This window comes from Streptomyces sp. NPDC006265, assembly GCF_040613555.1.
Classification (GTDB): Bacteria; Actinomycetota; Actinomycetes; order Streptomycetales; family Streptomycetaceae; genus Streptomyces.
In genome coordinates this window covers 1-10,096 of the sequence record NZ_JBEXSH010000269.1, presented here as the reverse complement: position 1 = coordinate 10,096, position 10,096 = coordinate 1, and the positions used below count along the sequence as shown (strand labels likewise).

General features: G+C 70.5%; 12 protein-coding genes and 1 pseudogene. 6 read left to right on the top strand and 7 right to left on the bottom strand.

The annotated features are described in order from the left end of the window. The 5 genes and pseudogenes from ABZ281_RS21950 to ABZ281_RS21930 all read left to right on the top strand — a co-directional run. Window positions 1-458, top strand: a pseudogene (locus tag ABZ281_RS21950) (histidine kinase); the annotation flags it as partial. Beyond that, entirely contained in the window at window positions 455-979 is a 525-nt protein-coding gene (locus tag ABZ281_RS21945; RefSeq protein ID WP_356657867.1) for a roadblock/LC7 domain-containing protein, read from the top strand. The pseudogene ABZ281_RS21950 and the gene ABZ281_RS21945, both read left to right, overlap by 4 nt. Continuing rightward, window positions 976-1,398 (top strand): DUF742 domain-containing protein, encoded by a 423-nt coding sequence (locus tag ABZ281_RS21940; RefSeq protein ID WP_031110388.1) that lies wholly within the window; start codon window positions 976-978, stop codon window positions 1,396-1,398. The genes ABZ281_RS21945 and ABZ281_RS21940 overlap by 4 nt, the downstream gene beginning before the upstream one ends. Continuing rightward, window positions 1,379-2,026 (top strand): ATP/GTP-binding protein, encoded by a 648-nt coding sequence (locus ABZ281_RS21935; RefSeq protein WP_356657865.1) that lies wholly within the window; start codon window positions 1,379-1,381, stop codon window positions 2,024-2,026. Before ABZ281_RS21940 ends, ABZ281_RS21935 begins: the two co-directional genes overlap by 20 nt. A gap of 12 nt (window positions 2,027-2,038) precedes the next feature. Beyond that, a complete protein-coding gene (locus ABZ281_RS21930) occupies window positions 2,039-3,301 on the top strand; it encodes a styrene monooxygenase/indole monooxygenase family protein (protein ID WP_356657863.1) in 1,263 nt (420 codons plus the stop codon). Here ABZ281_RS21930 and ABZ281_RS21925 read toward each other — a convergent pair. From ABZ281_RS21925 to ABZ281_RS21905, 5 genes are all read right to left on the bottom strand, one after another. Continuing rightward, window positions 3,265-4,557 (bottom strand): NlpC/P60 family protein, encoded by a 1,293-nt coding sequence (locus ABZ281_RS21925; protein ID WP_356657861.1) that lies wholly within the window; start codon window positions 4,555-4,557, stop codon window positions 3,265-3,267. The two genes, ABZ281_RS21930 and ABZ281_RS21925, sit on opposite strands and share 37 nt — an antisense overlap. Before the next feature lie 106 nt (window positions 4,558-4,663). Then, window positions 4,664-4,963, bottom strand: a complete 300-nt coding sequence (locus ABZ281_RS21920) for a hypothetical protein (protein ID WP_356657859.1) — start codon at window positions 4,961-4,963, stop codon at window positions 4,664-4,666. Between the two features lie 10 nt (window positions 4,964-4,973). Continuing rightward, a complete protein-coding gene (locus tag ABZ281_RS21915) occupies window positions 4,974-5,627 on the bottom strand; it encodes a TetR/AcrR family transcriptional regulator (RefSeq protein WP_356657857.1) in 654 nt (217 codons plus the stop codon). Window positions 5,628-5,868: 241 nt separating this feature from the next. After that, window positions 5,869-6,363, bottom strand: coding sequence for a hypothetical protein (locus ABZ281_RS21910; RefSeq protein WP_356657855.1), 495 nt, complete (start codon window positions 6,361-6,363; stop codon window positions 5,869-5,871). Between the two features lie 16 nt (window positions 6,364-6,379). Beyond that, window positions 6,380-7,318, bottom strand: coding sequence for a diiron oxygenase (locus ABZ281_RS21905; protein WP_031108281.1), 939 nt, complete (start codon window positions 7,316-7,318; stop codon window positions 6,380-6,382). 121 nt (window positions 7,319-7,439) lie between these two features. Here ABZ281_RS21905 and ABZ281_RS21900 point away from each other — a divergent pair, with 121 nt between their 5' ends. After that, window positions 7,440-8,552, top strand: a complete 1,113-nt coding sequence (locus tag ABZ281_RS21900; protein ID WP_356657853.1) for a ferritin-like domain-containing protein — start codon at window positions 7,440-7,442, stop codon at window positions 8,550-8,552. Window positions 8,553-8,559: 7 nt separating this feature from the next. Here the strand turns inward: ABZ281_RS21900 and ABZ281_RS21895 are convergent, their stop codons facing one another. Together ABZ281_RS21895 and ABZ281_RS21890 are read right to left on the bottom strand one after the other, a co-directional pair. Continuing rightward, window positions 8,560-9,066, bottom strand: coding sequence for a DUF3291 domain-containing protein (locus ABZ281_RS21895; RefSeq protein ID WP_356657851.1), 507 nt, complete (start codon window positions 9,064-9,066; stop codon window positions 8,560-8,562). A gap of 75 nt (window positions 9,067-9,141) precedes the next feature. Next, a partial coding sequence (locus ABZ281_RS21890; protein ID WP_356657849.1) for a penicillin-binding transpeptidase domain-containing protein occupies window positions 9,142-10,096 on the bottom strand: 955 nt, incomplete at its 5' end.

Sequence of the window (10,096 nt, the reverse complement as noted above, 5' to 3'; positions counted from 1 at the left end):
GACCTGTGAACATCCGAGCTAGCCCGGCGCAGCCGCGGGGCTCTGACCCGGCCGGGTCAGACGCCGCGGCCTCCGAGATCGGGCCGCCGCACGGGTTGGCCGTGGACGAAGACGTGCCCCCTACGGGCGGCGCGGACCCGGACGGGGACGAGAGCCGCGAGCACGAACGTGCGTCCGACGAGGAGGAGGACCGGGTCACCGACAAGGGCCTCCCCAAGCGCACTCCGAAGATCACCGCACCGACCACCGCCCCGCGCCAGCACAGCAGCTCCGTCGACGCCGACGCCCTGCGCCGCCGACTCGGCGGGTTCCGCCAGGGCGCCCAGGAGGGCTACCGCGACGTGGAGGCGGAGATCGCCGAGAGGACGGCCTCGCACCAGCGGCCGGCCACCGGCGCAGCAGGACCAGCTGAACCCGAAGAAGCCACGGGGGGCACAGTCGAGGAGGCAAGCAGTTGACCGCTCCCAGTACCTTCGGACTGATCGGACTGAGCAGTGAGGCCCGCAACCTGCACTGGCTGCTGACCAACCTGGTCGAGGAGGTCCCCGGCATCCTCTCGGTCGCGGTCGTCTCGTCCGACGGACTGCTCCTGCTCTCCTCCGACGACCACCGCAACAAGGAGGCGAGGGAGGCCCTGCAGGCCCGCGGGTCCCGCCGTACCGGCCCGCGCGGTTCCGCCGCCGACCTGGCCACCATCGTCTCCGGCATCGGCAGCCTCACCATCGGCGCCGCCAAGCTGATGGACTTCGGCGGAGTCCGGCACACGATGATCGCCATGGACGAGGGCAGCCTGTTCGTCATGTCGATCAGCGACGGATCACTGCTCGGCGTCCACGGCTCCGCGGAGTGCGACATGAGCGTCGTGGCGTACCACATGGCCCTGTTCGTCGGCCGGGCCGGTCACGTCCTGACGCCCGAACTCCGCAGCGAGCTCCGTAAATCCCTGGAGGATTCCCAGACGACGGGGAGTGCCCGATGAGCAGCACGCCGAAGCATCACCTCCCGGTCCGCGGCGGCGACCGCAAACCCGCCCGGGTCCGCCCCTACTCGCTCACCGGCGGCCGCACCCGCTTCGGCCACGTCCTCCTCGTGGAGACGTTCGTGGCGAGCACGGCCGCGCTCGACGCCCCGGAGGAGCGCAAGGAACTGACGAACGGCCACCTCTCCACCCGCGTGATGCCGGAGCTGCGGGCCATCGTCGAACTGTGCCGCCGGATGCGTACGGTGGCCGAGATCGCCGCGCTGCTGAAGATGCCGCTCGGCGTGGTCCGCGTGCTCCTGAGCGATCTCGCGGACCAGGGAAAGATCCGTGTGTACGGAACGGGCACCGGCCATGGCACGGGCCGCCCGGACCGCGCTCTGCTGGAAAGGGTGCTGAGTGGACTCCGTCGTCTCTGACGCCGCTCACGGCGTCTGTGGTTCCTCCCCGTTCGTCCAGCCGGACGACAGCATGCACGCCTGGGAGACGGACCGCACCCGTGCCCCCATAGCCACGAAGATCGTGGTGGCGGGCGGCTTCGGCGTGGGCAAGACCACGCTGGTCACCGCCGTCTCGGAGATCACGCCCCTGCAGACCGAGGCGCTGATGACCGAGGCGAGCGAGGCGACCGACGACCTCACCGCCACACCGGGCAAGACCACCACCACCGTGGCCATGGACTTCGGGCGCCTCACGCTCGACGACGACCTGGTGCTCTACCTGTTCGGCACGCCGGGCCAGCAGCGGTTCTGGTTCATGTGGGACGACATCGTGCGCGGCGCGATCGGCGCCGTCGTCCTCGCCGACACCCGCCGCCTGAAGGACTGCTTCCCGGTCCTGGACTACTTCGAGAGCTCCGGACTGCCGTACGTGGTCGCCGTCAACCACTTCGACGGCAGCGAGCTGTTCGAGCCGGAGGACGTGCGGGAGGCCTTGACCATCCCGCAACACATACCTGTCATGATCATGGACGCGCGTCGCCGGATCTCCGTGATCGAGACCCTCCTGGCCCTCGTGGGCCACGCGCTCGACGAAACCCCCGAGTAGAGGACAGCCCGCATGCGGAAGATACTCGTCGTCGGAGCCGGTCAGTCCGGGCTCCAGATCGCCCTCGGCCTCCAGTCACAGGGGTACGAGGTCACCCTGATGTCCAACCGGACGGCGGACGAGATCCGCACCGGCCGGGTCATGTCGACGCAGTGCATGTTCCACACGGCCCTGCAGCACGAGCGCGACCTCCAGCTGAACTTCTGGGAGTCCCAGGCCCCGAAGATCGAAGGACTCGGCGTCTCGGTCGCCGCCCCCGGCTCCTGGGCCGAAGGCCCCTCCGCCCGCGCCATCGACTGGCTGGGCAGGCTCGACGGCTACGCGCAGTCCGTCGACCAGCGCGTGAAGATGGCCGGCTGGATGGAGACGTTCGCCCAGCGCGGCGGACAGCTCGTCATCCACGGCGCGGCCGTCGGTGACCTCGACTACTTCTCCCGCACCTACGACCTGGTGCTCGTCGCGGCCGGCAAGGGCGAACTGGTCCAGATGTTCGGCCGCGACGCCGAGCGCTCCCCGTACAGCGAGCCGCAGCGCGCGCTGGCCGTGGCGTACGTCCACGGCCTGGGCCCGCGCCCCGAGCACCCCGGCACCGAAGCGGTCCGCTGCAACCTCGTGCCGGGTGTCGGCGAATTGTTCGTCATGCCGACCCTGACCACTTCCGGCCGTGCCGACATCCTGTTCTGGGAGGGCATACCCGGCGGCCCGCTCGACGCCTTCAACGGCGTCAAGGACCCCGCGGAGCACCTCTCCCTGACCCTGGAACTCATGGAGCGGTACGTCCCCTGGGAGTACGCGCGGGCCACCAAGGTCGAACTGACCGACGCCGGCGGCACGCTCGCCGGCCGCTACGCCCCCACCGTCCGCAACCCCATCGGCCGCCTCCCCGGCGGCGGACTCGTGCTGGGTGTGGCGGACGTCGTCGTCGCGAACGACCCGATCACCGGGCAGGGCTCCAACTCGGCGTCCAAGTGCGCCGGCGCCTACCTCGCCTCGATCACCGAGCACGGCGACAAGCCGTTCGACGAGGAGTGGATGCGGGCCACCTTCGACCGCTACTGGAACACCGCCCAGCACGTCACCAAGTGGACCAACGCCATGCTCGCGCCGCCGCCGGAGCACGTCCTCAACCTCATCGGCGCCGCCGGTGAGCTCCAGCCGGTCGCGGACCGCTTCGCCAACGGCTTCAACGACCCGTCCGACTTCGAGAACTTCTTCTACGACCCGGACAAGACGGGGGCCTACCTGGCCGAGGTGTCCGGCGCGGGCGCCGCGTAACCACCGTCGCCGCCCCCGTACCCCTCGTCCGACCCGTCCGCGGCACCCTCGGGGAGCTCCGGCGGCTCGTAACGCCGCAGGGGCTCCCCGCCCGGGTCCGGTCGTACGGCACCCAGGACCGGTTTGGCCGCGATCGGTGACACCTTCACCTTCGCGCCCGGCCGGGGAGCCTGGACGACCATGCCGTCCCCGAGGTACAACCCGACGTGCGTGGCCTTCGGGAAGTACACGACCAGGTCGCCCGGGCGCAACTCGTCCAGGGGGATCCGCTCCAACCGCTTCCACTGCTCCTGGCTGGTCCGGGGGATGGGCGTCCCGGCCCCGGCCCAGGCCTGCGAGGTCAGTCCCGAGCAGTCGTAGGCCCTCGGGCCCTCCGCGCCCCACTCGTACGGCTTGCCGAGCTGCCGCACGGCGTAGCGCACGGCGCGGCGGCCTTCGGCGGACGGGGCGGGGGTGCGGGCGGTGTCGCCGCTCCCGCGGCTGCCCCTGTTCTTGCCGTCGTCCTTGCCGTCCTCGTCGTTCTTGATCTTCTCGTTGTCGCCGTCGGCTTCGTCGCCTCCGCTGTCTTCGTCGCCGAGCGCGCCGGACGCCATGAACTCCTTCTGCGCCTTCGCGATGCCCTTCCGCTCGAACTCGGCTAGGTCGGTGAGCTGCTCGCGGCTCAGGGAGGCGAGCATTTCCTCGACGTCGTGGAGGCGGGCGCGGACCTCGTCGCGCTCCTTCTTGCGCCGCTCGACGAGCGCGAGCTGCCGGTCGAGGGCCGTGCGGGCCTTGCGGGCCAGTTCGTGGGCCTTGCGCTCGTTGCCGGTCAGCCGGCCGATGGTGTCGGCCCACTCCTGGGCGAGCCGGCCGATCACATGGCCCTGCTCGATCGCGTGCTGCGGGTCGCGGGCCAGGAGCAGGCGTACATACGGGGAGATGTCGGTGCTGCTCTGGTACTGCTGCCGGGCCAGCCGGCCGGCCGCGCCCCGGCTGTCGTGCAGGGAGAGCCGGGCGCGGGCGAGGGCGCGGTCCAGGCGGTCGGTCTCGGCGCGCTGCTTCTTCAGCTTCTCCTCGGTGCCGTTGTAGGCCTCGGTGGCCTCCTCCGCCTTCCGGTACCGCTCCTGAAGGTCTGTCAGGAGACCGGCGACTTCGTGCTGTTCCGTGTCGTGCTGTTCCGTGTGCGGCTCGGGGACGGCCGTGGCCGGGGCGGGCGCCAAGACGGTTCCGGCCGCCGTCGCCGCGATGCAGACCAGACGCAGAAGCCTTCCTGACATGCCATCACCTCCGTTGCGGGGGCGGCGTGGTGCCGCCGGACATCGTGAGGATCAGGCGTGTGCGGGCGGGGCGCGCGGTGGGTGTGCGCGGTTCGGCGCAACGGGGTCACCCGTCGGCGTCGTCCGGCTTGCCGTGCGGCGTGGCGTCTGGCTTCGACCACGGCCAGTTGAGCCGGCGGGGCGGGACGCCCTCCGGGGCGTATTCGTACTTCCAGCGGTTGGACAGGCCGACCTTGCCCGGGCCCCGGGGGACGCGGCGGTAGACAAGCACGGTGTCCGGCCCGCCGTCGGGGTCCGGGACGGGGATGCGGTACGTCTTGGGCGGGTGGCCGGTGATGCCGAGGAGGACGGGCAGGACCCTGCCGTCCATGGGGCCGCCCTCGAAGGGGGTGTCTTCACTCTTCACGGGATCAGTGTCAGACATCCTCGGCGAGCGCCCGGACCAGGGCGTCGGTCTGCGGGTCGCGGCGGGCGGTCACCGTCAGCATCGCCACGAACTGCTCTACGAGCCAGTCGCGGAGCTCCTCGGCGGGCGGCTGCTTGTCCTCGTCGAGCCAGATCAGCGACGACGCCTCCACGGCGGTGATCCACATGCGGATGGTCATGCGCAGGCGTGGGCCGGGGCCGGAGACGCCCAGGTGGCTGAGGATGTGCTCGGCGGCGACGCGGCGGACGCCGTCGACGATGGCGGTGGTGCGTGACGTCTCCACGACGCTGCCGCCCTGGAGGAGGGCGCTGAAGCCGGTGTCGTGCTCGTCGACGAAGGTGAGGTAGCGGTCGAGGGCGCGGGACAGGCGGGGGACGAGGGGGCCCTCGCGGGGTTCGTCGAAGCAGTGCTGGAGCTCGTCGGCGGCGGAGCGCAGGGCGGCCTCGTAGAGCTGCTGCTTGCCGCCCGGGAAGTACCGGTACACCAGGGGCCGTGAGACACCGGCCGCCTCCGCCACGTCGTCGAGGGACACCTCATCGGGGGCGCGGTGGGCGAAGAGGTCCAGCGCGGAGGTGAGCAGCTGACTGCGGCGTTCCTCGACGCTGAGTCGCCGGTAGGCGGGGGTGGGGGCGGCTGGTGTCATGCCTCGCAGCGTAATCGGGGGCCGGGGGGCTGCGCAGCGGTGGCGGGGGCCGGGTGGGGGTGCGCGTCTGCTTCGCCTTCGCGTGGGGCGAGGGTCGGGGCCGCGCCGGGGGGTTTCCGTCCTCGGAAGGCGCGATGGGGTGCCCGACCGACTGACTGTTCGTTGACGCGCCAACGGCTGCGGGCGGCCCCCCGACACGGCCCTTCCCGACGTACGCGGGTACGGGAGTGTGGGCATGTCGTTAACGCGCGTCCACGTGCTGGAAGCCGACTGCGGTGATCCGGCTGGCCTTCGGGGTCAGTTCGGCCATGCCCTGGCCCTCGAACATGTCGGTGATCAGCGGGCCCCTGGTGGCGCCGAACGAGGACTGCTCCTTGCTGGGCACGAGGGACGCGTTGGAGCGGTAGGCCTCCTTGAGCAGGGATTCCTGCTTGTGGGCGGGCGGGAACAGGGCGAGGGCGCCGCCGTCGGCCGTCCGCAGCGCGTAGACGCTCTGGTCGGCCGGAGCCTTGGCGAAGAACATCTTCGTGGCCATGCCGTCGGCTGCGCCCTCCTTGCTGCTCCGCTGGTAGGTCTCCTTCGCGTTCTCGACCGGCTTCGTGGCGGTCAGGGCGGTGCCCTTCTTCTTGCCGCCCGTCTGGAGGAGGTCCTCGTAGGCGGCGCGGATGTCGGAGGGGGCGAGCTTGCCGACCTTGGTGCCGGGGTTCGCGGCCTCGGCGAGACCGTGTATGGGCATGACGGAGTCGGGGCCTCTACGCCAGCAACCCCGACGACTTCCACAGGCGGCGTCCGACGCCCCGCAGCACACCGATGTCGTCGAGGAAGTCGGTCAGTCGCTTGGAGCCGTTCTGCATGACCTCCCGGCGGTGGCCGCTCGCGCGGACCTGGGCGAGGGCCTCCCGCTTGTCCAGGCCCACGTTGGTGTAGACGTCAGGGTTCACGAAGGCCACCGAGAAGACGCGGGCGAACTCGCCGGAGGTGACGCGGGTGAACTCCTGGGACCACTTGGGGGCCGTCACCATCTGGCGGCGCAGTTCCTCACGGGCGTAGCGGACGTGGCGGGCCTCCTCCACGACGTGGATGCGGGTGACACCGCGCACCAGGGTCTGGACACGCTCGTCGGGGAACGTCAGACGCTGCATCCAGTCGAGGACCTCCTCGCCGAGGAGGGTGGCGGTGAAGGAGCCGGGGGTGGTGGAGATGGTCTTGAACAGCCGGCCCAGGTGCTGGTGGGCCCTGCTGACCGGGTACCAGGGCGTGTCGCCGTGGGAGATCAGGCGGGCGAACATCTTGGAGTGGCGGCACTCGTCCTCGATCTCGGTGAGTGCGTAGCGCACATGGGCGCTCGTCGCCGCCTTGTCGTAGATGTGCCGGACCAGCAGCTGCATCAGGATGATCTCGAACCAGATGCCCAGGGAGGCCAGGGCCGCGGCCTCGTGCTGGGAGAGCAGGATGCGCTGTTCCTCGCCCATGCGTTTCCAGAGCGGGGTGTCGTAGAGCGAGACCAGCTCCGGGGGCCAGAACCACTTGCCCTCCTCGAAGGGCGCGTCCCAGTCCAGTTCCTTGTCAGGATCGAAGGAGTGCTTGGCGGAGGAGTCGAGCAGCCGTTGGGCCACCTGCTCCCGGTCCTTGAGCAGGCCGAGGGCATCGCGCAGGCCGTCGAGCGCGTCGGCTTCCGTCAGGGTCGTCATGGCTGCCCACCTCGTTGTGCACACGTCACTGTTCCTCTTATGAGACTGCCTGTCAGCAAGCTCGTCAATCCCTCGCGCACTACTTGTTGACCCGGTGTCTACCTCGTGTGAGCCTGCGGGCATGCCGACCTTCGACCTGTACGCGATGGAACCGCAAGAGCCCGTACGACAGGTGCCGGCGAGCGGCGCGGCCCGTTTCACCTGGGAGTACGACGACGGCCGCGACCGTCTGCTGGCCCTCTATCAGAAGGGCAAGGACAAGCAGTGGGACGGCCAGAAGCGGATCGACTGGGAGCTGGAGGTGGATCCGTACGATCCGCTCGGCACCCCGGACGAGGCGATGTCCCTCTACGGGACCAGGCACTGGGCGAAGCTGACGGAGAAGGACCGGGGCGAGCTGCGCAAGCACTACGCCTCCTGGCAGTTCAGCCAGTTCCTGCACGGCGAGCAGGGCGCGATGATCTGTGCCGCGCGGATCGTCGAGTCCGTCCCCGATCTGGACGCGAAGTTCTACTCGGCGACCCAGACCATGGACGAGGCCCGGCACGCCGAGATCTACGGCCGCTTCCTGCACGAGAAGATCGGGATGCTGTACCCGATCAACGACAACCTCCAGTCCCTGCTGGACGACACGCTGCGCGACGCCCGCTGGGACATGCCGTACCTGGGCATGCAGGTGCTGATCGAGGGCCTCGCGCTGGCCGCCTTCGGCATGATCAGGGACACGACGGACAAGCCGCTGCCCAAGCAGATCCTCGCGTACGTCATGCAGGACGAGGCCCGGCACGTGGCCTTCGGGCGGATGGCCCTGCGCGACTACTACCGGCAGCTCACCGATGGCGAGTTGAGGGAGCGCGAGGAGTTCGTCATCGAGGGCTGCTACCTCATGCGCGACCGGCTGCGGGGCGTGGAGGTGCTGGAGAACTTCGGCATCCCGAAGGCCGAGGCGGAGCAGTACAGCGAGCAGTCCGAGTTCCTCACCCTGTTCCGCAAGCTCCTGTTCAGCCGCATCGTCCCCTGCGTCAAGGACATCGGCCTGTGGGGCAAACGCCTCCAGCAGGCCTACGTTGACATGGGCGTCCTGGAGATGGGTGATTCCAATCTCGACCTGCTGATGTCCGAGGACGAGGAGATCGCCGAGAAGCTCGACGCCGAGCGCTTCGCCGCGGAGGAGAACGAGCGGGTGGCCGAGGTGCAGGGGGCGATCGACGCGGGGCGGGCGGACGGCGGCTGAGCGCCCGTCAGGGTGCGCAGCCCAGGCCCTCCGGCACCTCGCCGAGCAGCGGTGTCGCCCCCTGGGGCGGGAACGACGTCCGCAGGGTGAAGGCGTACGGTGTCGGGCCGTGCGTGCGCAGGTGCAGCACGCGGCACTCCGCCTCGGCGACCGTGGGGCGGTGGCCCGCCGGGACCCACCAGAGGGCGACCATGGCCTCCTGGACGCGCTCGAACCACTCCCTGCGGCGGGCAAGCATCTCCCGGTGCCGGCCCTGGTACATGTACGCGGTCAGGGCGTTCGTGTCGCGCCACACCGACATGTTGATGATCAGCCAGGAGTCGCCGAAGACGGGCACGTCCGTGGCGTCGTCGCCGGCCTCGCCCTGGAGGCGCCAGACGAAACCGTCGGCCCCGTCCGCGTCCGCGTTCACCGGGTCGAGGCTGTCGACGAAGTCCTTCAACCGCGGGGAGTCCAGCGGGGCCTTGAGGCGGCCGAGGTTGACCTGGGCGAGTTCGTACGCGGGCTCAGTCATGAACCGAACGGTAGGTCGGGTGTCCCCGGTCCCGGTAGCCCCGTCTCAGCAACCGGGCGGCCGTGCCCGGTCAAGTCAACCGGACGGCTGAGCAGGAAACTTGAGCACCGCCTCCATCACCACCCGGGCGATCGGCGCCGCGTCACCGCCCCCGCTGATGTCGCCGCGGTCCGTCTCCGCGTCCTCCACGACGACCGCGACCGCCACCCGCGGCGCCAGATCGCGATCGCCCTGCGCCCAGGAGACGAACCAGGCGTACGGCGTGCCGGAGTTGCCGAGGCCGTGCTGGGCGGTGCCGGTCTTGCCGCCGACCTTGGCGCCGCGGATGGCGGCGTTGCGGCCGGTGCCGTTCTCGACCACGTCCCGCATCATCGCCCGCAGCCGGACGGCCGTGGACGGGTACATCGCCTGGCGGACCGCCCGCGAGCCGGCCGTGGCCAGGGTGCTGCCGCCCGGCCGGGTCGTGCGCTCCACCAGGTAGGGGTCCCGTACCTGACCGCCGTTGGCCACCGCCGCCGCGACCATCGCCATCTGCAGCGGTGTGGCGCGGGTGTTGTACTGGCCGATCGACGACAGCGCCAGCTGCGCCTTGTCGAGGGTGGTGTCGAAGGTGGAACGGGCCACCGGGAAGGGGATCCTCAGCGCCCCGTTGTTGAAGCCGAAGGCGTGTGCGGTGGTCGTCATGGCCCTCACGCCCACCTCCACACCGAGCTTGGCGAACACCGTGTTGCAGGAGAAGGTGAAGGCCTCCCGGACGGAGGCGTTCGCGCAGCCCTTCGACGCGTTCGTCAGGCGTGTGCGCGTCCCGGGCAGCCGGTAGGGGTCGGGGGTGTCGGTCGGCGCCTCGAGGTCGGTGACCACACCGGCGTCCAGCGCGGCGGCCGCGGTGACGACCTTGAAGGTCGAGCCCGGTGGATAGGTCTGCCGCACCGCCCGGTTGAGCATCGGGCGGTCCCTGTCCGCCGCGAGCCGCGACCAGGCCTGGGCCGCCGCCGAGCCGTTGCCGGACAGCGGCTGGGGGTCGTAGGAC

Coding starts and splice junctions, on each gene's coding strand:
- ABZ281_RS21915 (WP_356657857.1), bottom strand. CDS start 5,627: ATGACACCAGCCGCCCCCACCCCCGCCTACCGGCGACTCAGCGTCGAG.
- ABZ281_RS21905 (WP_031108281.1), bottom strand. CDS start 7,318: ATGACGACCCTGACGGAAGCCGACGCGCTCGACGGCCTGCGCGATGCC.
- ABZ281_RS21895 (WP_356657851.1), bottom strand. CDS start 9,066: ATGACTGAGCCCGCGTACGAACTCGCCCAGGTCAACCTCGGCCGCCTC.
- ABZ281_RS21940 (WP_031110388.1), top strand. CDS start 976: ATGAGCAGCACGCCGAAGCATCACCTCCCGGTCCGCGGCGGCGACCGC.
- ABZ281_RS21925 (WP_356657861.1), bottom strand. CDS start 4,557: ATGTCAGGAAGGCTTCTGCGTCTGGTCTGCATCGCGGCGACGGCGGCC.
- ABZ281_RS21900 (WP_356657853.1), top strand. CDS start 7,440: ATGCCGACCTTCGACCTGTACGCGATGGAACCGCAAGAGCCCGTACGA.
- ABZ281_RS21910 (WP_356657855.1), bottom strand. CDS start 6,363: ATGCCCATACACGGTCTCGCCGAGGCCGCGAACCCCGGCACCAAGGTC.
- ABZ281_RS21930 (WP_356657863.1), top strand. CDS start 2,039: ATGCGGAAGATACTCGTCGTCGGAGCCGGTCAGTCCGGGCTCCAGATC.